General features: G+C 61.3%; 23 protein-coding genes and 1 tRNA gene. 18 read left to right on the forward strand and 6 right to left on the reverse strand.

Annotated elements, in window-relative coordinates; all coding sequences use genetic code 11:
* Positions 1-13 precede the first annotated feature (13 nt).
* Both lldD and IRZ77_RS07075 read right to left on the reverse strand, forming a co-directional pair.
* Positions 14-1,159 carry an FMN-dependent L-lactate dehydrogenase LldD gene (lldD, locus tag IRZ77_RS07070; protein ID WP_013974303.1) on the reverse strand — a complete coding sequence of 382 codons (1,146 nt, stop codon included), beginning with the start codon at positions 1,157-1,159 and terminating at the stop codon, positions 14-16.
* 63 nt (positions 1,160-1,222) lie between these two features.
* Positions 1,223-2,893, reverse strand: coding sequence for a lactate permease LctP family transporter (locus tag IRZ77_RS07075; protein WP_196173183.1), 1,671 nt, complete (start codon positions 2,891-2,893; stop codon positions 1,223-1,225).
* A 256-nt stretch (positions 2,894-3,149) separates the two neighbouring features.
* Between IRZ77_RS07075 and IRZ77_RS07080 the strand changes: the two genes are divergently transcribed.
* Positions 3,150-3,917: an FCD domain-containing protein gene (locus tag IRZ77_RS07080; RefSeq protein WP_013974301.1), complete on the forward strand. Its 768-nt coding sequence runs from the start codon at positions 3,150-3,152 to the stop codon at positions 3,915-3,917.
* Positions 3,918-4,052: 135 nt separating this feature from the next.
* On the opposite strand, the gene smpB is transcribed toward IRZ77_RS07080, so the two are convergent.
* On the reverse strand, positions 4,053-4,535 hold the full coding sequence (smpB, locus tag IRZ77_RS07085; RefSeq protein WP_013974300.1) for an SsrA-binding protein SmpB: 483 nt from the start codon (positions 4,533-4,535) through the stop codon (positions 4,053-4,055).
* Positions 4,536-4,697: 162 nt separating this feature from the next.
* On the opposite strand from smpB, the gene IRZ77_RS07090 reads away from it, so the two are divergent.
* The gene (locus IRZ77_RS07090; protein WP_046613141.1) at positions 4,698-5,132 is read left to right on the forward strand and encodes a type II toxin-antitoxin system RatA family toxin; all 435 of its coding nucleotides are present in this window, start codon (positions 4,698-4,700) and stop codon (positions 5,130-5,132) included.
* 60 nt (positions 5,133-5,192) lie between these two features.
* Here the strand turns inward: IRZ77_RS07090 and IRZ77_RS07095 are convergent, their stop codons facing one another.
* A complete protein-coding gene (locus tag IRZ77_RS07095) occupies positions 5,193-5,726 on the reverse strand; it encodes an outer membrane protein assembly factor BamE (protein WP_085599585.1) in 534 nt (177 codons plus the stop codon).
* Positions 5,727-5,823: 97 nt separating this feature from the next.
* On the opposite strand from IRZ77_RS07095, the gene fur reads away from it, so the two are divergent.
* Positions 5,824-6,228, forward strand: a complete 405-nt coding sequence (gene fur, locus IRZ77_RS07100) for a ferric iron uptake transcriptional regulator (RefSeq protein WP_012274258.1) — start codon at positions 5,824-5,826, stop codon at positions 6,226-6,228.
* Between the two features lie 175 nt (positions 6,229-6,403).
* On the opposite strand, the gene recN is transcribed toward fur, so the two are convergent.
* Entirely contained in the window at positions 6,404-8,077 is a 1,674-nt protein-coding gene (recN, locus tag IRZ77_RS07105) for a DNA repair protein RecN (RefSeq protein ID WP_135002628.1), read from the reverse strand.
* A gap of 192 nt (positions 8,078-8,269) precedes the next feature.
* Here recN and grpE point away from each other — a divergent pair, with 192 nt between their 5' ends.
* The 8 genes from grpE (at position 8,270) to IRZ77_RS07145 (ending at position 18,684) form a co-directional block, all read left to right on the forward strand.
* Positions 8,270-8,827, forward strand: coding sequence for a nucleotide exchange factor GrpE (grpE, locus tag IRZ77_RS07110; RefSeq protein WP_025340709.1), 558 nt, complete (start codon positions 8,270-8,272; stop codon positions 8,825-8,827).
* Positions 8,828-8,928: 101 nt separating this feature from the next.
* On the forward strand, positions 8,929-10,854 hold the full coding sequence (gene dnaK, locus IRZ77_RS07115) for a molecular chaperone DnaK (protein WP_135002627.1): 1,926 nt from the start codon (positions 8,929-8,931) through the stop codon (positions 10,852-10,854).
* A gap of 197 nt (positions 10,855-11,051) precedes the next feature.
* Positions 11,052-12,176 (forward strand): molecular chaperone DnaJ, encoded by a 1,125-nt coding sequence (gene dnaJ, locus IRZ77_RS07120; RefSeq protein WP_025340707.1) that lies wholly within the window; start codon positions 11,052-11,054, stop codon positions 12,174-12,176.
* Between the two features lie 13 nt (positions 12,177-12,189).
* On the forward strand, positions 12,190-12,996 hold the full coding sequence (gene dapB, locus IRZ77_RS07125) for a 4-hydroxy-tetrahydrodipicolinate reductase (RefSeq protein WP_046613137.1): 807 nt from the start codon (positions 12,190-12,192) through the stop codon (positions 12,994-12,996).
* A 327-nt stretch (positions 12,997-13,323) separates the two neighbouring features.
* A complete protein-coding gene (gene carA / locus IRZ77_RS07130) occupies positions 13,324-14,460 on the forward strand; it encodes a glutamine-hydrolyzing carbamoyl-phosphate synthase small subunit (RefSeq protein ID WP_025340706.1) in 1,137 nt (378 codons plus the stop codon).
* A gap of 105 nt (positions 14,461-14,565) precedes the next feature.
* A complete protein-coding gene (gene carB / locus IRZ77_RS07135) occupies positions 14,566-17,787 on the forward strand; it encodes a carbamoyl-phosphate synthase large subunit (RefSeq protein WP_013974293.1) in 3,222 nt (1,073 codons plus the stop codon).
* The gene (gene greA, locus IRZ77_RS07140) at positions 17,784-18,266 is read left to right on the forward strand and encodes a transcription elongation factor GreA (RefSeq protein WP_046613135.1); all 483 of its coding nucleotides are present in this window, start codon (positions 17,784-17,786) and stop codon (positions 18,264-18,266) included. The genes carB and greA overlap by 4 nt, the downstream gene beginning before the upstream one ends.
* The gene (locus IRZ77_RS07145) at positions 18,244-18,684 is read left to right on the forward strand and encodes a hypothetical protein (protein ID WP_049798463.1); all 441 of its coding nucleotides are present in this window, start codon (positions 18,244-18,246) and stop codon (positions 18,682-18,684) included. Before greA ends, IRZ77_RS07145 begins: the two co-directional genes overlap by 23 nt.
* 141 nt (positions 18,685-18,825) lie before the next feature.
* On the opposite strand, the gene yhbY is transcribed toward IRZ77_RS07145, so the two are convergent.
* A complete protein-coding gene (gene yhbY / locus IRZ77_RS07150; RefSeq protein WP_003249945.1) occupies positions 18,826-19,134 on the reverse strand; it encodes a ribosome assembly RNA-binding protein YhbY in 309 nt (102 codons plus the stop codon).
* 102 nt (positions 19,135-19,236) lie between these two features.
* Here yhbY and rlmE point away from each other — a divergent pair, with 102 nt between their 5' ends.
* From rlmE to IRZ77_RS07185, 7 genes are all read left to right on the forward strand, one after another.
* Entirely contained in the window at positions 19,237-19,863 is a 627-nt protein-coding gene (rlmE, locus tag IRZ77_RS07155) for a 23S rRNA (uridine(2552)-2'-O)-methyltransferase RlmE (RefSeq protein ID WP_046613134.1), read from the forward strand.
* A 203-nt stretch (positions 19,864-20,066) separates the two neighbouring features.
* Entirely contained in the window at positions 20,067-21,971 is a 1,905-nt protein-coding gene (gene ftsH / locus IRZ77_RS07160) for an ATP-dependent zinc metalloprotease FtsH (RefSeq protein WP_015271861.1), read from the forward strand.
* 8 nt (positions 21,972-21,979) lie between these two features.
* Positions 21,980-22,831: a dihydropteroate synthase gene (gene folP, locus IRZ77_RS07165; protein ID WP_046613133.1), complete on the forward strand. Its 852-nt coding sequence runs from the start codon at positions 21,980-21,982 to the stop codon at positions 22,829-22,831.
* 16 nt (positions 22,832-22,847) lie between these two features.
* Entirely contained in the window at positions 22,848-24,188 is a 1,341-nt protein-coding gene (glmM, locus tag IRZ77_RS07170) for a phosphoglucosamine mutase (RefSeq protein ID WP_046613132.1), read from the forward strand.
* Between the two features lie 65 nt (positions 24,189-24,253).
* Positions 24,254-25,009, forward strand: coding sequence for a triose-phosphate isomerase (gene tpiA, locus IRZ77_RS07175; RefSeq protein ID WP_046613131.1), 756 nt, complete (start codon positions 24,254-24,256; stop codon positions 25,007-25,009).
* Positions 25,010-25,013: 4 nt separating this feature from the next.
* Entirely contained in the window at positions 25,014-25,412 is a 399-nt protein-coding gene (gene secG, locus IRZ77_RS07180) for a preprotein translocase subunit SecG (RefSeq protein ID WP_046613130.1), read from the forward strand.
* Positions 25,413-25,433: 21 nt separating this feature from the next.
* Positions 25,434-25,519: transfer RNA gene (locus IRZ77_RS07185), tRNA-Leu, on the forward strand.
* Positions 25,520-25,587: the final 68 nt, after the last annotated feature.

Here is a 25,587-nt window from a genome sequence, read left to right on the forward strand (position 1 = left end):
TTCTTGCGGGCGGTCAGGCGCCCAGTTCGCGTACCAGCGAGTCGCGGGTGATTTCGCTGATCGACTTGGCGCCGGTCAGCACCATCGCTACGCGCATTTCCTTCTCGAACAGCTCCAGCAGGTTCTTCACCCCGGCCTGGCCGTGCACGGCAAGGGCGTAGAGGAAGGCGCGGCCGATCAGTACGGTATCGGCGCCCAGGGCGATCATGCGCACCACGTCGAGGCCGCTGCGGATGCCGGAGTCGGCGAGGATCTTCAGGTCACCTTTGACCGCATCGGCAATTGCCGGCAGGGCGCGGGCGCTGGACAGCACGCCGTCGAGCTGGCGGCCGCCGTGGTTGGACACGACGATGCCGTCGGCACCGAACCTGACCGCATCACGGGCGTCATCGGCATCGAGGATGCCCTTGATGATCATCGGGCCGTCCCAGAATTCGCGGATCCACTCCAGGTCTTTCCAGGAGATCGACGGGTCGAAGTTGTTGGCCAGCCAGCCGATGTAGTCGGCAAGGCCGGTGGGGTTGCCACGGTAGGTGGAAATGTTGCCCAGATCGTGCGGGCGCCCCATCACGCCGACATCCCACGCCCACTCGGGGTGGGTCATGGCTTGCAGCACGCGACGCAGCGGGCCGTTCTTGCCGCTCATGCCAGAGTGGGCGTCGCGGTACCGGGCGCCGGGTGTCGGCATGTCGACGGTGAACACCAGGGTCTTGACCCCGGCGGCCTTGGCCCGCTCCAGAGCGTTGCGCATGAAGCCGCGGTCCTTGAGCACGTACAACTGGAACCACATCGGCCGGTCGATGGCCGGGGCCACTTCTTCGATCGGGCAAACCGACACCGTGGACATGGTGAACGGGATGCCGTGGGCAGCTGCCGCGCGCGCCGCTTGCACTTCGCCGCGGCGGGCGTACATGCCGGTGAGGCCGACCGGGGCCAGGGCCACTGGCATGCTCAGGGTTTCGTCGAACAGTTTGGTCTGAAGGCTGAGTTCGGACATGTTCTTCAGCACGCGCTGACGCAGGGCAATACTGGCCAGGTCCGAGACGTTGTGGCGCAGGGTGTGCTCGGCGTAGGCGCCGCCGTCGGCATAGTGGAACAGGAAGGGAGGCAGCTTGCGTTGGGCCGCGGCGCGATAGTCGGTAGAGGCAGAAATGATCATGGATTCTCGCAGCGTTGCATGTGGGGACTGCCGGGCGCGCGATGGCGCCCGGCCCCTTTCACTTTAGTGATGAACCAGCATGCCGGTCAGCCAGTAGGCCTGGATCAGGGTGATCAGGCCGACGATGGTGGCGAAGAACAGGCTGTGCTTGACGGTGAAGCGGAACAGGTCGGATTCCTTGCCAACCAGGCCGGTGGCGGCGCAGGCCACGGCGATCGACTGCGGCGAAATCATCTTGCCGGTCACGCCGCCGCTGGTGTTGGCTGCTACCAGCAGAGTGTCATTGACCCCGATCTGGTGCGCGGTGGTGGCCTGCAGCGAGCTGAACAGGGCGTTGGACGAAGTGTCGGAACCGGTCAGGAACACGCCCAGCCAGCCGAGGAATGGCGAGAAGAACGGGAACGCGGCACCGGTACCCGCCAGCACCAGCGCCATGGTCGAGGACATGCCGGAGTAATTGGTGACGAAGGCGAAGGCCAGCACCATGCCGATCGACAGGATTGGCCAGCGCAGCTCCCAGAAGGTTTCCTTGAAAGTGGTCAGACTAGTTTTGAAGTTGATCTTCAGCACGGCCATGGAGATCAGCGCCGAGAGGAAGATCGCGGTGCCGGTGGCAGAGATCGGGTCGAGCTTGAACACCGCTGGCATGGCGGTTGGCGCGGCGACGATCGGTGCGGTCTTGATCACCAGTTGGTCGAGGTGCGGGATGGCGAAGTTGAACACGAAGTTGTACATCGCGCCGCCTGGGGCGAACGCTGCCTTGAACGGTTTCAAGGTCCAGATGGTGACCAGCACGGTGAGGATCAGGAACGGTGACCAGGCCTTGAAAATTTCGCCAAAGCTGTAGGGGCTTGGCTGGCTGCCGCTTGGCTGAACCACGGCGGCGCCGACGCTGCCTTTGGCTTCGGCGAACGAACGCTTGGGCTGCCAGACTTTCAGGAACAGGGTCAGGGCGATCAGGCTGGCCAGGGCCGAGGTGATGTCCGGCAGCTCCGGGCCGATGAAGTTCGAGGTGAAGTACTGGGTGACGGCGAAGCTCAGGCCGGCGACCAGGGCGGCAGGCCAGGTTTCTTTCACGCCACGCAGGCCGTCCATCATGAACACCAGCCAGAACGGTACGAACAGCGACAGCAGCGGCAGCTGGCGGCCGGTCATGGCGCCAATGTGGAAGGCGTCGATGCCGGTGACCTGGCCGGCCACGATGATCGGGATACCCAGGGCGCCGAAGGCCACTGGCGCGGTGTTGGCGATCAGGCACAGGCCGGCGGCGTACAGAGGGTTGAAGCCCAGGCCCACCAGCAGCGCGGCAGTGATTGCCACCGGTGCGCCAAAGCCTGCCGCACCTTCCAGGAAGGCACCGAAGCAGAAGCCGATCAGCAGCACTTGCAGGCGCTGGTCATCGGTAATCGACAGCACCGAACTGCGGATCACTTCGAACTGGCCGCTCTTGACCGTGAGTTTGTACAGGAACACCGCGGCTACGATGATCCAGGCAATCGGCCAGAGGCCGTAGAGGAAGCCATAACCCGCAGCGGCGAATGCCATGTCGACAGGCATCTGGAAGGCGAAGATGGCCACCAGGATCGACAATGCGAGAGTTATGCTGCCGGCCACGTGGCCTTTGAGGCGGAACACGGCGAGGGCAAGGAAGAAAAAGACGATGGGAATGACCGCCGCCAGTGCGGACAGGCCAAGACTACCAAGCGGACTATAGATTTGTTGCCAGGTTTGCATATGGGGTGGCCCCTAATTGTTGTTGGTCAGGCACTGGCATTGGATAATTGGTAAGACCAATTTACAATGGCTGGGCGCTAGGTTAAAAGCGTCTTCGTGGGTGTGTCAATTTGTCCCGTGCAAAACTTTGGTCGTGTGCCGATGAGCGGGCGCCTGGTGGGCCGGGAAAATCGTCACCTGGTGGGTGTTTGCGCGATCTGGATCGGCGAGAATAGACGCCCCCTGAAATCTGCCGGGGGTTTGTGGAGAGCATGTGATGGTTTTTGATCAGGTCCGCCAACGGCGCCTGTCCGACGACATTGTCGATCGGTTGGAAGGGATGATTCTGGAAGGCACGCTGACTTCGGGGCAGCGGCTGCCGGCCGAGCGTGTCCTTGCCGAGCAGTTCGGCGTTTCCCGCCCGTCACTGCGTGAGGCGATCCAGAAGCTGGTGGCCAAGGGGCTGCTGGTCAGCCGCCAGGGTGGGGGCAATTTTGTCGCCGAGTCTCTGGGGTCCACTTTCAGCGACCCATTGCTGCAGCTGCTCGAGCACAGTGCCGAGGCGCAGCGTGACCTGCTCGAATTCCGCCATACCCTGGAGGCGTCCTGCGCCTACTACGCGGCCCAGCGCGCGACCCAGCCGGACCGGGCGCGGCTGAAGGCGGCGTTCGATGCGCTGCAGGACTGCTATGCGAGGGCTGATGAGGTGACTCGCGCAGAGGAGGGCGCTGCCGATGCGCGCTTCCATCTTGCGATTGCCGAAGCCAGCCATAACGCCGTGCTGCTGCACACCATTCGGGGCTTGTTCGACCTGCTCAAGCGCAATGTAGTGACCAACATCGGTGGCATGTACCAGCAACGCACCGAGACCCGGGACATGCTGATCAGCCAGCACCGGGAGCTGTACCTGGCGATAGTCGAGGGCAGGGCGGAGGATGCGCGGGAGGTGTCCAGCCGGCACATTCTGTATGTGCAGGAGGTGCTGGAAGAGGCGCATGAAGAAGCGCAGCGAGTGGCGCGGGCGGAGCGGCGTAGCGGGCGTTGAGATTTGTACTGGCAGTGCTGGCCTCTTCGCGGGTAAACCCGCACCCACAGAGACTGCACCGAATCTGAACTCAGTGTTAATCCAGTGGGAGCGGGTTTACCCGCGAAGAGGCCAGAACAGGCTAAAGAAGAGGTATTACTCTTCCTTGCCCTTGTTCCGCACTGCCCGCTGCAGCTCGCGGTTGGAATCGCGCTCGCGCATGGTGTCGCGCTTGTCGAATTCCTTCTTGCCCTTGCCCAGTGCGATTTCGCACTTGATCAGGTGCTTGCTCCAGTACAGCGCCAGGGCCACGCAGGTGTAGCCCTTTTGCGCCACGGCCGCTTCCAGTCGCTCGAGCTCGCGCTTGTTCAGCAGCAGCTTGCGAGTACGGATGGGGTCGGCGATGACGTGGGTGCTGGCCGTGGTCAGCGGGGTGATGTGGCTGCCGAACAGCCAGGCTTCACCGTCCTTCAGCAGCACGTAGCTGTCAGTCAGGTGCGCCTTGCCGGCTCGCAGGCTTTTTACTTCCCAGCCGGACAGGACCAGCCCGGCCTCGAACTTGTGTTCGATGAAGTAATCGTGTCGCGCCTTCTTGTTTTGCGCGATGGTCCCGGTCGGATGTTTCTTTTGTTTAGCCATAGGGGCGGCATTATAGGCAGTCGCCGCGTCGTCGGCTATGGGATTTCGGTGTGCTTGAGCCACTGCAATGAATACCGGACAATACAGCCCCTGTCTTTGCGGCAGAACCTGTTTTCGGCGCGCTGCGAAGCGCCGCCACCCAGCCTTGGAAGTGACGCCTGGATGACTACCCATATTCAACGCTCCGCCCTGCTGCCATACCCTGCCCAGGCGCTTTACGATCTGGTCAACGATGTGGCCAGCTATCCGCAGTTCCTGCCTTGGTGCTCGGCCTCGACGGTGATCGAAGCCAGCGACACGCACATGCGCGCCAAGCTCGAAGTGGCCAAGGGCGGCATGAGCCAGCACTTCGTCACTCGCAATGTACTGGTGCCGGGGCAGTCCATCGAGATGAACCTGGAAGAAGGGCCGTTCACCCAGCTGCATGGCCTGTGGGTGTTCAAGCCGTTGGGTGACAAGGCCTGCAAGATCAGCCTGGACCTGTCGTTCGATTATGCCGGCCCGCTGGTGCGCGCGACCCTGGGTCCGCTGTTCAACCAGGCGGCCAATACGCTGGTGGATGCGTTTTGCCAGCGTGCCAAGCAGTTGAATGCCTGACTGAAAAAGCGGCAACAAAAAGCCCGGACCAGGTCCGGGCTTTTTGTTTCTGCTCGCCGCTTATTGAGGCGAGGTTTCCAACGGCGCTGGAGTCGGGACCGGGGTGGTCTCGATGGTGTCGATCTCGCGCTGGATGGATTCTTCCACCGAGCCTGGCTTGGCCGGTTTTTCTTCAGGCTGCACGGTTGGCTGCTCTGCCTGGTTGGCCGGGCTGACCGTGGTGTCACTGCTGCCGCCAAGGATTTCCTGGTCGCGGCTGACGCCTGGCATGAAGTCGCCAGAAAGGCTGACCAGCTGATCGCTTTCGTTGAAGAACACACTCATGCGTTCTTGCTGGCGTTTGCCGCCGCCTGGCTGCAGGCTGTACAGGTAATCCCAACGGTTGGTGTTGAAGGTGTCCTGGATCAGCGGGTTACCCATGATAAACCTTACTTGCCGGCGGGTCATTCCGGGGCGCAATTGGTCTATCATGTCTTGCGTAACGACATTGCCCTGCTGGATGTCGATTTTGTAAACCCCGGGAAACGAGCAACCGGCGAGTGCGAGCAGTCCCACTAGGGTGAGGCTGGTTAGCAAGAGCTTGGTGTTTTGCATCGGTGGGCGACTTCCACTATCTTGGCTGGACAACGTAAACCCCGATCATACCCGTATTAAGAGAAGCTGCGAAGCAGCATCGGCGAGAAAGCTGACCATGGTTGAAAATAGCGAATTGCGCAAAGCCGGTCTCAAGGTGACCCTGCCTCGAGTCAAGATCCTTCAGATGCTCGACTCCACCGAGCAGCGTCACATGAGCGCCGAGGATGTCTACAAGGCGCTGATGGAGGCTGGCGAGGACGTGGGCCTGGCCACCGTCTACCGCGTACTGACCCAGTTCGAAGCGGCGGGTCTGGTGGTTCGCCACAACTTCGACGGCGGTCATGCGGTGTTCGAACTGGCCGATGGCGGTCACCACGACCATATGGTCAACGTGGATACCAGTGAAGTCATCGAGTTCATGGATGCCGAGATCGAGAAACGCCAGCGCGAAATCGTGGCCGAGCATGGCTACGAGCTGGTAGACCACAATCTGGTCCTGTACGTGCGTAAAAAGAAGTAACGATTTCTTATCGTTATGAATGGCAAAGGCGACCTTCGGGTCGCTTTTGTGCTTTCTGAGGCTGAGAGCTGGGTCGTTTGTGCCGGCCTCTTCGCGGGTAAACCCGCTCCCACAGGTACTGCGGAATATCCTGTGGGAGCGGGTTTACCCGCGAAGAGGCCTGGAAAAGAAGGGTTCAGGCCTTGCCGCTCACCACCATCTTGCGCGCATGCGCCAGGGATTCCTTGGTCAGGTCTATGCCGCCCAGCATCCGCGCCACTTCCTCGACCCGCTCGCGTTTGCCCAGGTTGGCCACGGCGGTATGGGTGGTGTCGCTGTTGCGCACCTTGTGCACGAACAGGTGGTGATGCCCTTGTGCCGCCACCTGCGGCAGGTGAGTAACGGTTAGCACCTGGCCGCGTTCGCCCAGGCGGCGCAGCAGTTGGCCGACGATTTCGGCAGTAGGCCCGCCGATACCGACGTCGACTTCGTCGAACACCAGGGTGGGAATGCGCGAGGTCTGCGCGGTAATCACCTGAATGGCGAGGCTGATGCGGGACAGTTCGCCACCTGAAGCCACCTTGGCCAGGCCTTTGAGCGGTTGGCCGGGGTTGGCGCTGACGAGTAGTTCGATCTGTTCCAGGCCATGAGGCGAAAGGTCTGCTCCCTCATTGGGTGTAAGTGCGATGCAGAAGCGCCCGCCGGGCATGCCCAGGCGCTGGATTTCCTGCTCGACGGCCACTGCCAGCTGCTGGGCGGCCTGCTGGCGCAGTGCACTGAGCTCGCGAGCCTTCTCTTTATAATGCTGGGCGAAAGCGGCCAGCTCTTCACCCAGCCGCTCGATCGACTCGTCACTGGCGTTCAGGCCTTCCAGCTCTTCCATCAACTGCTGTTGCAGGTGGGGTAGTTCGGTGGGGTGCACGCGGTGTTTACGCGCCAGCGTATAGATAGTGTCGAGGCGTTCTTCCAGTGCCTGCAGGCGCATGGGGTCGGCGTCGAAGTTGTCGAGGAAGCGGTTGAGCTCGCCCACGGCCTCCTCGACCTGGATCTGCGCGCTGGCGATCAGGTTGGCCGCTTCGCTCAGTGCCTTCGGCGAGTTGGTAGCGGCACCCAGGCGGTTGAGGCTGGAGGTGAGGGCGCTGAGCACATTGCCCGAATCGCTTTCACTGCACTGGTCGATGACCTGTCGGCAAATGCCGAACAGGGCTTCGGCGCTGGTCAGGTTCTTGTGTTCCTGCTCCAGCTGCTCCAGCTCGTGTTCGCCCAGGCCGAGGTTGTCCAGTTCTTCCAGTTGGTAGCTCAACAGCTGATGGCGGGCGCGCTGCTCATCGCCGGAGTTGGACAGGCGCTCCAGCTCCAGACGGGTCTGGTTCCAGCGCTTGGCCGCCAGCTGTACCTGGCGGGCCAGGTCGACGGCACCGGCGTACTCGTCGAGCAGGCGCCGGTGCGTGTCGGTCTTCAGTAGCGACTGGTGCTCGTGCTGGCTGTGGATATCGATCAGTAGCTCGCCCAGTGCCTTGAGATCGCCGAGTGGGCAGGGCGTGCCATTGATGTAGCCGCGGCTGCGGCCTTCGGCGGTGATCACCCGGCGCAGGATGCACAGGCCGTCGTTGTCCAGGTCGCGCTCGGCCAGCCAGGCATGTGCCTCGGGGATGTCCACCAGGTCGAAGGTGGCGAGTATGTCTGCCTTGTCCGTGCCGGGGCGAACCACGCCGCTGTCAGCCCGGTCGCCCAGCGCCAGGCCGAGGGCGTCGAGCATGATCGACTTGCCGGCACCGGTCTCGCCGGTGATGACGGACATGCCGCGGGCGATTTCGAGATCGAGGTGCTCGACGATGGCGTAGTTGTGAATGGACAGGTGCACCAGCATGGGGCGGCTCCCGAAAGGTCAGGTCTGTTTATTTATACAGTACTTTTTTCAGGCCTGCCAATGCCCCTTGGCAGATTCTGTTGCAGCCGGGAAAACCACCTTGCCCCTTGAAGCTGGTTTTTCCGGCCCCATATAGCCGTCATCCAAGGCGAGCCTGGCTCGCAGTCCACAAAATTGCGCAGGAGAGACCCCATGGCTGACGAACAGCTGAACGAGAAAGACCTAAACGTCGAAGAGACCGGTGCAGGTAATGCTGCCGACGCCCGCGTCCTGGAACTCGAGGAGCAGCTGGCCGCCGCCAAGGACCAGGCGCTGCGCGCCGTTGCCGACGTGCAGAACGCTCGCCGTCGTGCCGAACAGGATGTCGAGAAAGCCCACAAGTTTGCCCTCGAGAAGTTCTCGGGCGACCTGCTGCCTGTGATCGACAGCCTGGAGCTGGCCCTGGCGCACTCCAGTGCCGACGACGAGCACGTCAAGCAGATCCGTGAAGGTGTCGAGCTGACCCTGAAGATGTTCCAGGACACCCTCAAGCGTTACAACCTTGAAGCGGTCGACCCTCACGGCCAGCCGTTCAATCCAGAGCATCACCAGGCCATGGCCATGCAGGAAAACGCCGAAGTCGAGCCGAACAGCGTGCTGAACGTGTTCCAGAAGGGCTATCTGCTCAACGGCCGCCTGCTGCGCCCTGCCATGGTGGTGGTCAGCAAGGCGCCGAGCGCCGCGCAGCCCTCGATCGATGAAAAGGCTTGAAATCCTTCCGGGCATCCCCATCTAGGTGTCAAGCCTTCAAGTATTACCGCAGTTGGCCAAAGTAGTCGCTGCTACCAAATTCAAGTTTCGGGAGAGTTAACATGGGTAAAATCATCGGTATCGACCTGGGGACCACCAACTCGTGCGTCTCTGTTCTGGAAAACGGTAACGTCAAGGTCATCGAAAACGCCGAAGGTGCGCGTACCACCCCTTCGATCGTGGCCTACGCCAATGATGGCGAAATCCTGGTGGGTCAGTCGGCCAAGCGTCAGGCGGTCACCAACCCGCACAACACTCTGTTCGCAGTGAAGCGCCTGATTGGCCGCCGCTTCGAAGAAGATGTGGTACAGAAAGACATCAAGCTGGTGCCTTACAAGATCGTCAAGGCCAGCAACGGCGACGCCTGGGTTCAGGCCAGCGGCAAGGACATGGCTCCGCCGCAGATCAGCGCCGAAGTCCTGAAGAAAATGAAGAAAACCGCCGAAGACTACCTCGGCGAGGCCGTTACCGAAGCGGTCATCACCGTTCCGGCCTACTTCAACGACAGCCAGCGTCAGGCCACCAAGGATGCCGGTCGCATCGCTGGCCTGGACGTAAAGCGCATCATCAACGAGCCGACTGCCGCTGCACTGGCTTACGGCATGGACAAGGCCAAGGGCGACCACACCGTCATCGTTTATGACCTGGGTGGCGGTACCTTCGACGTTTCGGTCATCGAAATCGCCGAAGTCGACGGTGAGCACCAGTTCGAAGTACTGGCTACCAACGGCGACACCTTCCTTGGTGGCGAAGACTTCGACATGCGCCTGATCGACTACCTCGTGGACGAGTTCAAGAAAGAGTCCGGCATGGACCTGAAGAACGATCCCCTGGCACTGCAGCGTCTGAAAGAAGCCGCTGAAAAGGCCAAGATCGAACTGTCCTCCGCTCAGTCGACCGACGTAAACCTGCCGTACATCACTGCAGACGCTACCGGTCCGAAGCACCTGAACGTGAAGATTTCCCGCGCCAAGCTGGAATCGCTGGTCGAAGACCTGGTTACCCGTACCATCGAGCCTTGCCGCATCGCTCTGAAAGACGCCGGCATCGACGCCAGCAAGATCGACGACGTGATCCTGGTCGGTGGCCAGACCCGTATGCCGCTGGTACAGAAAGCCGTTGCCGATTTCTTCGGCAAGGAAGCGCGCAAGGACGTCAACCCGGACGAAGCCGTGGCAATGGGTGCTGCCATCCAGGGCGCCGTGCTGGCCGGTGACGTGAAAGACGTGCTGCTGCTGGACGTCAGCCCGCTGACCCTGGGTATCGAAACCATGGGTGGCGTGATGACTTCGCTGATCGAGAAGAACACCACCATTCCGACCAAGAAGTCGCAGGTGTTCTCGACTGCCGATGACAACCAGAGCGCGGTGACCATTCACGTGCTGCAAGGTGAGCGCAAGCAGGCTGCCCAGAACAAGTCGCTGGGCAAGTTCGACCTGGCTGACATTCCGCCGGCTCCACGTGGCGTGCCACAGATCGAAGTAACCTTCGACATCGACGCCAACGGCATCCTGCACGTCAGCGCCAAAGACAAGGCCACCGGCAAGTCGCAGTCGATCGTGATCAAGGCCAACTCCGGCCTGTCGGACGAAGAAATCGAGCGCATGGTGCGTGACGCCGAGGCCAATGCCGAGGAAGACCGCAAGTTCGAAGAGCTGGCCGCTGCCCGTAACCAGGGTGACGCGCTGGTTCACTCGACCCGCAAGATGGTCGCTGACGCTGGTGACAAGGTTACCGCCGAAGAGAAAGCCGCCATCGAGGCTGCCGTTGTTGCCCTGGAAGCCGCTGTCAAAGGCGACGACAAGGCTGCCATCGACGCCAAGGTCGAAGAGCTGTCCAAGGTTTCGGCACCGGTTGCCCAGAAGATGTACGCCGAGCAGTCGGCCGAACAGCCTCAGGGTGGCGCGCAGCAAGCCGAGCCGGAAGCCAAGCACGATGACGTGGTTGACGCTGAGTTCGAAGAAGTGAAAGACAACAACAAGCAGTAATCCCTGCAAGTTGTCGGCCGGTTCACCGCCGTTTGGCGGTGAGCTGGTAGGATGTCGCCGCGCGGGGGCTTGCTCCCGCGTTGGCGTATCTGGAATTCGAGAATTTTTACAGCATCTGTCAGTGGCCCTGGTGGGCATAAGGCAGGTGCTGATGGCGCGGCGCAGATGCCAGACGCCCAACAAGGTGCAAATGACCTATGTCCAAGCGTGATTATTATGAGGTACTGGGTGTCGAGCGCGGCGCCAGCGAAGCTGACCTCAAGAAGGCTTATCGCCGCCTGGCGATGAAGTACCACCCGGACCGCAACCCAGGCGACAAAGAGTCGGAAGACAAGTTCAAGGAGGCCAACGAGGCCTACGAAGTGCTGTCTGACGCCAGCAAGCGTGCGGCTTTCGACCAATACGGCCATGCAGGTGTGGACCCGAGCATGGGTGGCGGTGGCGCAGGTTTCGGTGGTGCCAACTTCTCCGACATCTTCGGCGATGTGTTCAGCGACTTCTTCGGTGGTGGGCGTGGCGGCTCGCGTGGCGGCGCCCAGCGCGGCAGCGACCTGCGCTACACACTGGAACTTAACCTGGAAGAGGCGGTGCGTGGCACCACGGTCAGCATCCGCGTGCCCACCCTGGTCAACTGCCAGCCGTGCGACGGCTCCGGTGCCAAGAAGGGCTCCACCCCGTCCACCTGCCCGACTTGTGGCGGTATCGGCCAGGTGCGCATGCAGCAGGGCTTCTTCTCGGTACAGCAGACCTGCCCGCGCTGCCATGGCCAGGGCAAGATCATTACCGATCCCTGCACCTCGTGCCACGGCGAAGGCCGTGTCGAGGAATACAAGACGCTGTCGGTCAAGGTACCGGCAGGTGTCGATACCGGCGACCGCATCCGCCTGTCGGGCGAGGGCGAGGCTGGTACCCATGGTGGCCCGACTGGCGACCTGTATGTGGTGATCAACGTGCGTGAGCACGAGATCTTCCAGCGTGACGGCAAGCACCTGTACTGCGAAGTACCGATCAGCTACACCGATGCCGCCCTGGGTGGCGAGCTGGAAGTGCCGACCTTGGATGGTCGGGTGAAGCTGAAGATCCCGGAAGGCACCCAGACCGGCAAGCAGTTCCGTCTGCGCGGCAAGGGGGTTGCCCCGGTGCGCGGTGGTGGTGCGGGTGACCTGCTGTGCCGCGTTGCGGTGGAAACTCCGGTCAACCTCAGTCGCCGCCAGCGCGAATTGCTCGAAGAGCTGCGTGATTCGCTGGAAGGTGATAGCTCCCACTCGCCCAAGGCCAGTGGCTGGTTCGATGGCGTGAAGCGCTTCTTCGGCGATCTCTGACAAGGAAATGGCTATGCGACGTATTGCAGTGATGGGCGCGGCAGGGCGGATGGGCAAGACCCTCGTCGAAGCCGTGCAGCAGCAGGCACCCCAGGCAGGCCTGACGGCGGCGATTGACCGCCCGGACAGCTCGCTGGTGGGTGCTGATGCTGGTGAGCTGGCGGCCCTGGGCCGTATTGGTGTGCCGATTTCCGACGACCTGGGCAAGGTGGTCGATGAGTTTGACGTGCTGATCGACTTCACCCACCCTTCGGTAACCCTGAAGAACCTGGCGTTCTGCCGCAAGGCGGGCAAGGCCATGGTCATCGGTACTACGGGCTTCACTCCGGAAGAGAAGCAGCAGTTGGCCGAAGCCGGCAAGGAAATCCCGATCGTCTTCGCCGCCAACTTCAGTGTCGGTGTCAACCTGTGCCTGAAGCTGCTGGATACCGCAGCGCGCGTGCTGGGTGACGATGTGGATATCGAAATCCTCGAAGCGCACCACCGGCACAAGGTCGATGCGCCGTCGGGCACCGCGCTGCGCATGGGGGAAGTGGTTGCCCAGGCACTGGGTCGCAACCTGCAGGAAGTGGCCGTGTATGGTCGTGAAGGGCAGACCGGCGCACGTGAGCGTCAGACCATTGGCTTCGCCACCGTACGTGCCGGTGATGTGGTGGGTGACCATACCGTGCTGTTCGCCGCCGAAGGCGAGCGCGTCGAGATTACCCACAAGGCTTCCAGTCGCATGACCTTCGCCAAGGGTGCCGTGCGAGCGGCGCTGTGGCTGGACGGGCGTGAGCCTGGCCTGTACGACATGCAGGATGTGCTCGAGCTGCGTTAAGCAGTTGGAGTGGTGTTGGCTTCTTCGCGGGCTTGCCAGCTCCCACTGGGATAGCGCCATGCCTGAGGGCAGCGCTGTACCTGTGGGAGCGGGTTACCCGCGAAGAAAGCCGGCGCCGATGTCAGCCTGTCGCATTGATGTGTTTTAGAGGCACATCCGCGGTAGACCGAAAACGCACTTTTCTGTAAGCTACAGCTTTAGTGTGTCCACTAAAAGCGCGCAGCGAATTGAATTCAGCACATGAAAGCGGGGTGACGTGTCCATACGTCACTCCGCTTTTTTGCAACCTGCGATCGCCCTTTCATGCTTGATTTACGGGAGGTCTTCTTGACAAAGCCAGCCATACTCGCCCTTGCCGACGGCAGTATTTTCCGCGGTGAAGCTATCGGTGCCGACGGTCAGACCGTTGGTGAGGTGGTATTCAACACCGCTATGACCGGCTACCAGGAAATCCTTACAGACCCTTCCTATGCGCAGCAAATCGTTACCCTGACCTACCCGCACATCGGCAACACCGGTACTACTCCGGAAGACGCCGAGTCGAACCGCGTCTGGTCCGCTGGCCTGGTCATTCGTGACCTGCCGCTGCTGGCCAGCAACTGGCGTAACACCCAGTCGCTGCCTGAGTACCTCAAGGCCAACAACGTCGTCGCCATCGCCGGCATCGACACCCGTCGCCTGACCCGAATCCTGCGTGAAAAGGGCGCTCAGAACGGTTGCATCCTCGCCGGTGACAATATCAGCGAAGAAGCCGCCATCGCCGCCGCCCGCGCCTTCCCGGGCCTGAAGGGCATGGACCTGGCCAAGGTCGTTTCCACCAAGGAACGCTACGAGTGGCGCTCCAGCGTGTGGGAACTGAAGACCGACAGTCACCCGACCATCGAAGCCGCTGACCTGCCGTACCACGTCGTCGCCTTCGACTACGGCGTCAAGCTGAACATCCTGCGCATGCTGGTTGCCCGTGGCTGCCGCGTGACCGTGGTGCCGGCCCAGACCCCGGCCAGCGAAGTGCTGGCACTCAACCCGGATGGCGTGTTCCTGTCCAACGGCCCTGGTGACCCCGAGCCGTGCGACTACGCTATCCAGGCGATCAAGGACATCCTCGAGACCGAGATCCCGGTATTCGGCATCTGCCTGGGCCACCAGCTGCTGGCCCTGGCCTCTGGCGCCAAGACCGTGAAAATGGGCCACGGCCACCACGGTGCCAACCACCCGGTCCAGGACCTGGACACTGGCGTGGTCATGATCACCAGCCAGAACCACGGCTTTGCCGTTGACGAAGCCACCCTGCCGGGCAACGTCCGCGCCATCCACAAGTCGCTGTTCGACGGCACCCTGCAGGGTATCGAGCGTACCGACAAGAGCGCGTTCAGCTTCCAGGGCCACCCTGAAGCGAGCCCAGGCCCGACCGACGTCGCGCCACTGTTCGATCGTTTCATCGATGCCATGGCCAAGCGCCGCTGAGCATCCTGCTTCAAGGCCCCGGGCCGGCTTGCGCCGCGCCCGGAAGCGCCTGACCCAGATTGTTCAAGGCGGCTTGCCGACTGACCCCGGATTTGAGTGACAACCATGCCAAAACGTACAGACATCAAAAGCATCCTGATTCTCGGCGCTGGCCCGATCGTGATCGGCCAGGCCTGCGAATTCGACTACTCCGGCGCCCAGGCCTGTAAAGCCCTGCGCGAGGAAGGTTTCCGCGTCATCCTGGTGAACTCCAACCCGGCCACCATCATGACCGACCCGGCCATGGCCGACGCCACCTACATCGAGCCGATCAAATGGCAGTCGGTGGCCAAGATCATCGAGAAAGAGCGCCCGGACGCACTGCTGCCGACCATGGGTGGCCAGACTGCACTGAACTGCGCCCTGGACCTGGAGCGCCACGGCGTTCTGGAAAAGTTCGGCGTGGAAATGATCGGTGCCAACGCCGACACCATCGACAAGGCTGAAGACCGCTCGCGCTTCGACAAGGCAATGAAGGACATCGGCCTGGAGTGCCCGCGCTCCGGTATCGCCCACAGCATGGAAGAAGCCAACGCCGTCCTCGAGCGCCTGGGCTTCCCGTGCATCATCCGTCCGTCGTTCACCATGGGCGGCACCGGTGGTGGTATCGCCTACAACCGTGAAGAGTTCGAAGAAATCTGCGCCCGGGGCCTGGACCTGTCGCCGACCAAGGAACTGCTGATCGACGAATCGCTGATCGGCTGGAAGGAATACGAGATGGAGGTGGTCCGCGACAAGAAGGACAACTGCATCATCGTCTGCTCGATCGAGAACTTCGACCCGATGGGCGTGCACACCGGTGACTCGATCACCGTTGCCCCGGCACAGACCCTGACCGACAAGGAATACCAGATCATGCGCAACGCCTCGCTGGCGGTGCTGCGTGAAATCGGTGTAGAAACCGGCGGTTCCAACGTGCAGTTCGGTATCTGCCCGAACACTGGCCGCATGGTCGTGATCGAGATGAACCCGCGCGTTTCGCGCTCCTCGGCGCTGGCCTCCAAGGCCACCGGTTTCCCGATCGCCAAGATCGCTGCCAAGCTGGCTGTCGGCTACACCCTCGACGAACTGCAGAACGACATCACCGGCGGCCGCACCCCGGCGTCCTTCGAACCGTCGATCGACTATGTCGTCACCAAGCTGCCGCGTTTCGCCTTCGAAAAATTCCCGAAAGCCGACGCCCGCCTGACCACCCAGATGAAATCCGTGGGTGAAGTCATGGCCATCGGCCGTACCTTCCAGGAGTCCCTGCAGAAAGCCCTTCGCGGCCTGGAAGTCGGCGCCTGCGGCCTCGACCCGAAAGTCGACCTGGCCAACCCTGAAGCCAGCAGCATTCTCAAGCGCGAGCTGACCGTGCCGGGCGCCGAGCGTATCTGGTACGTGGCCGACGCCATGCGTGCCGGCATGACCTGCGAGCAGATCTTCGACCTGACCGGCATCGACATGTGGTTCCTGGTGCAGATGGAAGACCTGATCAAGGAAGAAGAAAAGGTCAAGACCCTGGCCCTGTCGTCGATCGACAAGGACTACATGCTGCGCCTCAAGCGCAAGGGCTTCTCCGACCAGCGTCTGGCCAAGCTGCTGGGTATCACCGACAAGAACCTGCGCCGTCACCGCCACAAGCTGGAAGTGTTCCCGGTGTACAAGCGCGTCGACACCTGCGCTGCCGAGTTCGCCACCGACACCGCCTACCTGTACTCCACCTACGAGGAAGAGTGCGAGGCCAACCCGTCGACCCGCGACAAGATCATGATCCTGGGTGGCGGTCCTAACCGTATCGGTCAGGGTATCGAGTTCGACTACTGCTGCGTACACGCCGCACTGGCGCTGCGTGAAGACGGTTACGAGACCATCATGGTCAACTGCAACCCGGAAACCGTTTCCACCGACTACGACACCTCCGACCGCCTGTACTTCGAGCCGCTGACCTTGGAAGACGTGCTGGAAGTGTGCCGCGTCGAGAAGCCGAAAGGCGTGATCGTCCACTACGGCGGCCAGACCCCGCTGAAACTGGCGCGCGCCCTGGAAGAAGCCGGCGTACCGATCATCGGTACCAGCCCGGACGCCATCGACCGCGCCGAAGACCGCGAGCGCTTCCAGCAGATGGTCCAGCGCCTGAGCCTGCTGCAGCCGCCAAACGCCACCGTGCGTAGCGAAGAAGAAGCCATTAGCGCTGCTGGCGGCATCGGCTACCCGCTGGTAGTGCGCCCGTCCTACGTACTGGGCGGCCGTGCCATGGAAATCGTCTACGAGCTGGACGAGCTCAAGCGCTACCTGCGTGAAGCCGTACAGGTGTCCAACGACAGCCCGGTACTGCTCGACCACTTCCTCAACTGCGCCATCGAGATGGATGTGGATGCGGTATGCGACGGCACCGACGTGGTGATCGGCGCGATCATGCAGCACATCGAGCAAGCCGGTGTTCACTCCGGTGACTCGGCGTGCTCGCTGCCACCTTACTCGCTGAGCAAGGAAGTGCAGGATGAAGTTCGCGTACAGGTCAAGAAAATGGCCCTGGAGCTGGGCGTGGTCGGCCTGATGAACGTGCAGCTGGCCCTGCAGGGCGACAAGATCTACGTGATCGAAGTCAACCCGCGCGCTTCGCGTACCGTGCCGTTCGTCTCCAAGTGCATCGGCACCTCCCTGGCGATGATCGCGGCTCGCGTCATGGCCGGCAAAACCCTCAAAGAGCTGGGCTTCACCCAGGAAATCATCCCGAACTTCTACAGCGTCAAGGAAGCCGTCTTCCCGTTCGCCAAGTTCCCAGGGGTTGACCCGATCCTCGGCCCTGAGATGAAATCGACCGGTGAAGTCATGGGTGTTGGTGACAGCTTCGGTGAAGCCTTTGCCAAGGCCCAGATGGGTGCCAGCGAAGTGCTGCCGACCGGCGGTACCGCCTTCATCAGCGTGCGTGACGACGACAAGCCGCAAGTGGCTGGCGTTGCTCGCGACCTGATCGCCCTGGGCTTCGAAGTGGTTGCAACTGCCGGCACTGCCAAGGTTATCGAAGCGGCTGGCTTGAAAGTGCGCCGTGTGAACAAGGTGACCGAAGGTCGCCCGCACGTGGTCGACATGATCAAGAACGACGAAGTGTCGCTGATCATCAACACCACCGAAGGCCGCCAGTCGATCGCCGATTCCTACTCGATTCGTCGCAATGCACTGCAGCACAAGATTTACTGCACTACTACCATTGCGGCCGGTGAAGCCATCTGCGAGGCGCTGAAATTTGGTCCGGAAAAGACCGTTCGCCGCCTGCAGGATCTGCATGCAGGACTGAAAGCATGAGCATTACCAAGTACCCGATGACTGTTCAGGGCGCTCGCGCCCTGGAAGAGGAGCTGCTCTTCCTGAGCAAGACCGAGCGCCCGCGCTTGAGCCAGGCCATTGGTGAAGCGCGCGAACTGGGCGACCTGAAGGAAAATGCCGAGTACCACGCCGCTCGTGAAGAGCAGGGCATGGTCGAGGCGCGTATCCGCGATATCGAAGGTCGCTTGCAGAACTCGGTGGTGATCGATGTGACCACCATTGCTCACACCGGCAAGGTGATTTTTGGCACCACTGTGGTGCTGGCCAACACCGAAACCGATGATGAAGTTACCTACCAGATCGTTGGCGAAGATGAAGCCGATGTGAAGAAAGGCAAGCTTTCGAACAGCGCCCCGATTGCCCGCGCCATCATTGGCAAAGAAGAAGGGGATACCGTTGTCGTCAAGACGCCTAACGGTACGGTCGAGTACGAGATTGTCGAAGTCAAGCACATCTGACCGGCGCCTGCGGGCGCCATCCCTCGAGGGAATCCTCTGGCAGCTGGCCCAGGTTTTCTGGGTTGGTGGCCTGTGGGTGTTTCACGTGGGGCTGGTGCCCGCGCTCAAGGTCAGTGGCCTGGCGCCGCTGCTGGTGCAGGATATCGCCGGGCAGATCGACCGCTGGTTGATCGGTGTGGCGCTGCTTGGCTTGTTGACCCAGCTGGCGGTGCTGGCAAGGGTGGACGGCCTGTCGGCCTGGTGGCAGCAGTTCCGTGGCCAGATGCTGTTGCTCGGCTTCGGTGCCTGTGTGGGGTATTACACCTTGCGCTACGGTATTTCCGTTGGCGAGCGCTGGCAGCTGCTCTGTTTCCTGGTGCTGGGCTTTTCCGGCATCGTGCTGGTGGCCCAGCCGGTTCCGGTCAAGGTGCGCCGCTAAGCGGCTCGAGATCGCTGGGGTCGCTTCGCGGCCCATCGCCGGCAAGCCGGCTCCCACACCGACTGCATCGATTTCAGGCCGTGCGCCGTACCTGTGGGAGCTGGCTTGCCGGCAATGGGCTGCGCAGCAGCCCCTTTGCCGTTACTTGTAACGGTGGATATTGGACAGCTGCTTGTTCGGCTGTGGGTTCTTGCGGTAGATCAGGGCTTTCTTGCCGATGGTCTGCACCAGCTCGGCACGGCCGGCCTTGCACAGCTCGGCAATGGTCTCGGCACGCTCTTCGCGGTCTTCCGAGCGAATTTCGACCTTGATCAGCTCATGGTCGACCAAGGCGCGCTCCAGTTCGGCGATGACACCTTCATTCAAACCATTGCCAGCAACGATCAGGACCGGCTTCAGGTCATGACCAATGGACTTGTATTGCTTCTTCTGCTCGTTATTGAGCGGCATAATCTGACCCTTTCCGTCTGATTCTGTAAAATTGACCGGCATTTTACCCGAGGGCCACCGGCTCCGCCCAGTCAATCACGACGCATATCATCGAGGTGCCCCGTGGTACAACGTTCCAAAAGCAGCGCAAACTGGCTGCGAGAGCATTTCAACGATCCTTTTGTGAAACAGGCACAAAAGGATGGCTACCGCTCGCGTGCGAGCTACAAACTGCTGGAGATCCAGGAAAAGGACCGGCTGATCCGCCCAGGCATGAGCGTGATCGACCTCGGCGCGGCTCCTGGTGGGTGGTCGCAAGTGACCAGTCGTCTGATTGGTGGCCAGGGTCGCCTGATTGCGTCCGACATCCTGGAAATGGACTCGATCCCCGATGTGACCTTCATCCAAGGTGATTTCACCGATGATGAAGTGTTGCAGCGCATTCTCGAGGCTGTCGGCGATTCGCACGTAGACCTTGTGATTTCCGACATGGCCCCCAATATGAGTGGTACGCCTGCGGTTGACATGCCGCGTGCCATGTTCCTTTGCGAGCTGGCCCTCGATCTGGCAACCCGCGTGCTAAAGCCCGGCGGCGACTTCCTGATCAAGATTTTCCAGGGCGAAGGTTTTGACGTGTACCTCAAGGACGTGCGCAGCAAGTTCGACAAGGTGCAGATGCGCAAGCCGTCGTCGTCGCGTGACCGTTCCCGCGAACAGTACCTGCTGGGCAGGGGCTTCAAGGGGGCATGAAAGGCGTGAAGCGTGGTGGCCGATAGTTATTTCCAATCGGCCGCTGCGTCAGGATCGTCCGAACTTCGTGTAGTCTAGCTTTCACAAAGGGTTACAGACGGTGCCTGCGGCTGCGTAGGTAATGTAGTAAGTTAGGGCGATGAATATCATGCGAGGAGCGGCTGCGTCGTGCGCCGGCCTCAGAGGGTAGCGAATTGAACGACATGGCAAAGAATCTGATCCTGTGGTTGATCATCGCAGCTGTCCTGGTGACAGTGATGAACAACTTCTCCAGCCCTAACGAGCCGCAGACCCTCAACTATTCCGACTTCATCCAGCAGGTCAAGGATGGCAAGGTCGAGCGTGTGACCGTCGACGGTTACATCATTACCGGCAAGCGCGCCGACGGCGACAACTTCAAGACCGTGCGCCCGGCCATTACCGACAATGGCCTGATCGGCGACCTGGTCGACAACCACGTCATCATCGAAGGCAAGCAGCCTGAGCAGCAGAGCATCTGGACCCAGTTGCTGGTTGCGAGCTTCCCGATCCTGGTGATCATCGCCGTGTTCATGTTCTTCATGCGCCAGATGCAGGGCGGTGCGGGCGGCAAAGGCGGGCCGATGAGTTTTGGCAAGAGCAAGGCACGCCTGCTGTCCGAAGACCAGGTCAAGACCACCCTGGCCGACGTTGCAGGTTGCGACGAAGCCAAGGAAGAGGTCGGCGAGCTGGTCGAGTTCCTGCGCGACCCGGGCAAGTTCCAGCGCCTGGGCGGCCGTATCCCGCGTGGCGTGTTGATGGTCGGCCCGCCCGGTACCGGTAAGACCTTGCTTGCCAAGGCCATCGCCGGCGAGGCGAAGGTGCCGTTCTTCACCATTTCCGGTTCGGACTTCGTGGAAATGTTCGTCGGTGTCGGTGCCAGCCGTGTGCGCGACATGTTCGAGCAGGCCAAGAAGCACGCCCCGTGCATCATCTTCATCGACGAGATCGACGCCGTTGGTCGCCACCGTGGCGCCGGCATGGGTGGCGGTCACGACGAGCGTGAGCAAACCCTCAACCAGTTGCTGGTGGAGATGGACGGCTTCGAGATGAACGATGGCATCATCGTCATCGCCGCTACCAACCGCCCGGACGTGCTCGACCCGGCTCTGCTGCGCCCCGGCCGCTTCGACCGCCAGGTGGTGGTCGGCCTGCCGGACATTCGTGGTCGCGAGCAGATCCTCAAGGTGCATATGCGCAAGGTGCCGGTCGGCGAGAACGTCAACCCGGCCGTCATCGCCCGTGGTACCCCTGGCTTCTCCGGTGCGGACCTGGCCAACCTGGTCAACGAGGCCTCTCTGTTTGCCGCGCGCGCCAACAAGCGCCTGGTCGAAATGAAAGAGTTCGAGCTGGCCAAGGACAAGATCATGATGGGCGCCGAGCGCAAGACCATGGTCATGTCCGAGAAAGAAAAGCAGAACACCGCCTACCATGAAGCTGGCCACGCCATTGTCGGTCGCCTGGTGCCTGAGCACGATCCGGTCTACAAGGTTTCGATCATTCCGCGCGGTCGTGCCCTGGGCGTGACCATGTTCCTGCCGGAAGAAGACCGCTACAGCCTGTCCAAGCGCGCACTGATCAGCCAGATCTGCTCGCTGTATGGCGGCCGTATTGCCGAGGAAATGACTCTGGGCTTCGACGGTGTCACTACCGGCGCCTCCAACGACATCATGCGTGCCAGCCAGATCGCCCGCAACATGGTGACCAAGTGGGGCCTTTCCGAAAAACTCGGCCCGCTGATGTACGCCGAGGAAGAAGGCGAGGTGTTCCTGGGTCGCAGTGCTGCCAGCCAGCACGCCAGCGTTTCCGGCGAAACCGCCAAGCTGATCGACTCGGAAGTGCGCAGCATCATCGACCAGTGCTACGCCACGGCCAAGCAGTTGCTCACCGACAACCGTGACAAGCTCGATGCCATGGCCGAAGCGCTGATGAAGTACGAGACCATCGACGCCGAGCAGATTGACGATATCATGGCCGGCCGTACCCCCCGCGAACCGCGCGACTGGGATGATGACTCGGCTTCGGGCAAGCCTGCTGCCCAGGGTGATCGCCCGGAATCGCCGATTGGCGGTCCAGCGGCTCAACACTAAGGGCATCTATGAGCTCAGTGCAGTACCCGACCCGGTTGCCTTGCGGCAACCGGGTTCTTGATTTGTCGCGTACCCATGTCATGGGTATTCTCAATATCACCCCTGATTCCTTCTCCGATGGCGGGCGCTTCAACCAGCGTGACGAGGCGTTGCGTCATGCCGAGGCGATGGTTGCCGCGGGTGCCACGCTGATCGACATCGGCGGCGAATCCACGCGGCCGGGCGCGCGCGCGGTATCGGTGACCGAGGAGCTGGAGCGGGTGGCCCCCATGGTCGAGGCGATCAACAGTCGCCTCGATGTGGTCATCTCGGTCGATACCTCCACGCCAGCGGTCATGCGTGAATCGGCGCGTCTCGGTGCCGGGCTGATCAACGACGTGCGTGCCCTGGAGCGCGATGGCGCCCTGGACGCTGCAGCGGATACCGGCCTGCCGGTATGCCTCATGCATATGCGCGGCGAGCCAGGCAACATGCAGGACGACCCGCATTACGAAGATGTGACCGCCGACGTTACGCGTTATCTTGAACAGCGAATGGCCGCCTGTGCTGCGGCCGGCATAGATGCAAACAGAATCATCCTTGATCCGGGCTTTGGTTTCGCCAAGACACTGGCGCATAACCTGAGCTTGTTCAAACACATGGAAGCGCTCTATCGCCTGAAGCGCCCGCTGCTGGTGGGTGTTTCACGCAAGAGCATGATCGGCCTGACGCTGGAACGTCCGGTCGGCGAGCGGTTGTACGGCAGCCTTGCGCTGGCGGCGTTGGCCATGACCAAGGGGGCGAGCATCCTTCGTGTCCATGACGTGGCCGAAACCGTTGATGTGGTGCGCATGATCGCTGCGGTGCAAAACGCCGAATAAGAACATTGGAGTCCCTATGAGCAGAAAATACTTTGGTACCGACGGCATTCGTGGTCGCGTCGGCGAATACCCGATCACGCCTGACTTCATGCTGAAGCTTGGCTGGGCCGCCGGCATGGCCTTCCGCAAGCAAGGCCACTGCCGGGTACTGGTTGGCAAGGACACGCGTATTTCCGGCTACATGTTCGAGTCCGCACTCGAAGCCGGCCTGTCCGCGGCAGGTGCCGACGTGATGCTGCTCGGGCCGATGCCTACGCCGGCTATCGCCTACCTGACGCGTACCTTCCATGCCGAAGCCGGCATCGTCATCAGTGCCTCGCACAACCCGCACGACGACAACGGCATCAAGTTCTTCTCGGGCCAGGGGACCAAGTTGCCGGACGAAGTCGAGCTGATGATCGAGGAATTGCTCGACCAGCCTATGACCGTTGTCGAGTCGGGCAAGCTGGGCAAGGTTTCGCGCATCAACGATGCCGCCGGCCGCTACATCGAGTTCTGCAAGAGCAGCGTGCCGAGCAGCACCAGCTTCGACGGCCTCAAGCTGGTGGTCGATTGTGCTCATGGCGCCACCTACAAGGTCGCGCCAAGCGTTTTCCGTGAGCTGGGTGCCGACGTAACCGTGCTGCATGCCCAACCCGACGGCCTGAACATCAACGAAGGCTGTGGCTCGACTCACATCGAGTCGCTGCAGGCTGCCGTGCTGGTCGGTCATGCCGACCTGGGCATCGCTTTCGATGGTGATGGCGACCGCGTGTTGATGGTCGACCACACCGGCGCCATCGTCGATGGTGACGAGCTGCTGTTCATCATCGCTCGCGACCTGCAGGAGCGGGGCAAGCTACAGGGTGGGGTGGTGGGCACGCTGATGAGCAACCTGGGCCTGGAGCTTGCGCTGAAGGACCTGGATATCCCGTTCGTGCGGGCCAAGGTCGGTGACCGTTACGTCATGGCCGAGCTGCTGGAGCGTGAGTGGCTGGTCGGTGGTGAAAACTCCGGTCACGTCGTGTGCTGCAATCACACCACCACTGGTGACGCGATCATCGCTGCGCTGCAGGTGCTGATGGCACTCAAGCGTCGTGGCGAAACCCTGGCCCAGGCTCGTCAGGCCCTGCGCAAGTGCCCGCAGGTGCTGATCAACGTGCGCTATGGCGCCAGCAAGGTCGACCCGCTGGAGCACCCGGCGGTCAAGGAAGCCAGTGCCAAGGTGACCGAGGCCTTGGCCGGCCGCGGCCGCGTGCTGCTGCGCAAATCCGGTACCGAGCCGTTGGTGCGGGTGATGGTCGAGGGCGAGGACGAAAGCCAGGTGCGTGCGCACGCAGAAGCGTTGGCCAAACTGGTCGACGAAGTTTGTGTCTGAAGGCGCTTGCCAGCGCAGATAGGGTTGGGTACTATCTGCGCCCACTTTGACCGACGAGGTAAAGCATGCGTCGCCCTATGGTAGCTGGTAACTGGAAGATGCACGGTACCCGCGCTAGCGTCGCTGAGCTGACCGAAGGCTTGAGAAATCTGGCCTTGCCGAGCGGAGTGGAAGTCGCTGTGTTTCCACCGGCCTTGTTCATCAATCAAGTGATCGATGGCCTGGCAGGTAAGGAAATTACTGTCGGCGCACAGAATTCTGCAGTACAACCCGAACAGGGTGCGCTGACCGGAGAAGTTGCTCCGGAACAGCTGGTTGAAGCAGGCTGCAAGTTAGTGTTGATTGGTCATTCGGAGCGTCGCCAGATCATTGGCGAAACTGACGAAGTGCTCAATCGAAAGTTTGCAGCGGCCCAAGCCAAAGGTTTGAAGCCAGTGCTTTGCATAGGGGAAACCCTTGAAGAGCGCGAGGCTGGCAAAACGCTCGAAGTTGTCGGGCGTCAACTAAGCAGTATCATCGAGGAATTCGGTGTTAAGGCTTTTGCCAATGCAGTAATTGCCTATGAGCCTGTATGGGCCATTGGCACTGGCCTTACGGCCACGCCACAGCAGGCCCAGGATGTGCACGCAGCCATCCGTGGCCAGTTGGCGGCAGAAGATGCTGAAGTGGCTGCGAAGGTGCAGTTGCTCTACGGCGGCAGCGTGAAGGCGGCCAATGCGGCCGAACTGTTCGGCATGCCGGATATCGATGGGGGGCTCATTGGTGGGGCTTCCCTGAACGCAGACGAATTCGGTGCAATTTGTCGCGCCGCAGGAAACTGAACAAATGCTGGAAACAGTCATCGTTGTTTTTCATCTGTTGGCAGCGCTGTCGCTTGTAGTGCTGGTTCTGTTGCAACAGGGTAAAGGTGCTGAAGCAGGTGCATCTTTCGGCGCGGGTGCTTCAAATACCGTGTTCGGGAGCCAAGGCTCTGCAACGTTCCTGAGTAAATTAACTGCTATACTCGCTGCCACTTTCTTTTTGACAGCACTTGGGTTAGGATACTTCGCGAAGCAACAAGCTCACCAGCTTAGCCAAGCAGGTCTTCCAGATCCAGCAGTGCTAGAAGTGAAAGAGCCGCAGAAACCGGCAGTTAATGATGATGTACCGGTGCTCCAGCAGCAGAAGAGCGAAACCACTCCTAGTACGGGTGATGTACCTCCTCCGGCACAAGAGCAGAAGTAACGGGTTTCAAGTAGTAGTATTGCCGAGGTGGTGGAATTGGTAGACACGCAACCTTGAGGTGGTTGTGCCCATAGGGTGTAGGGGTTCGAGTCCCCTTCTCGGTACCAATTAAAGCTTGAGAGCCCGCTTTAGCGGGCTTTCTTGCAGGTGAAGGTTCGGATTTGACCCTCAAGAG

It is taken from the genome of Pseudomonas pudica, assembly GCF_015680405.1.
In the GTDB taxonomy this organism is placed as follows: Bacteria; Pseudomonadota; Gammaproteobacteria; order Pseudomonadales; family Pseudomonadaceae; genus Aquipseudomonas; species Aquipseudomonas pudica.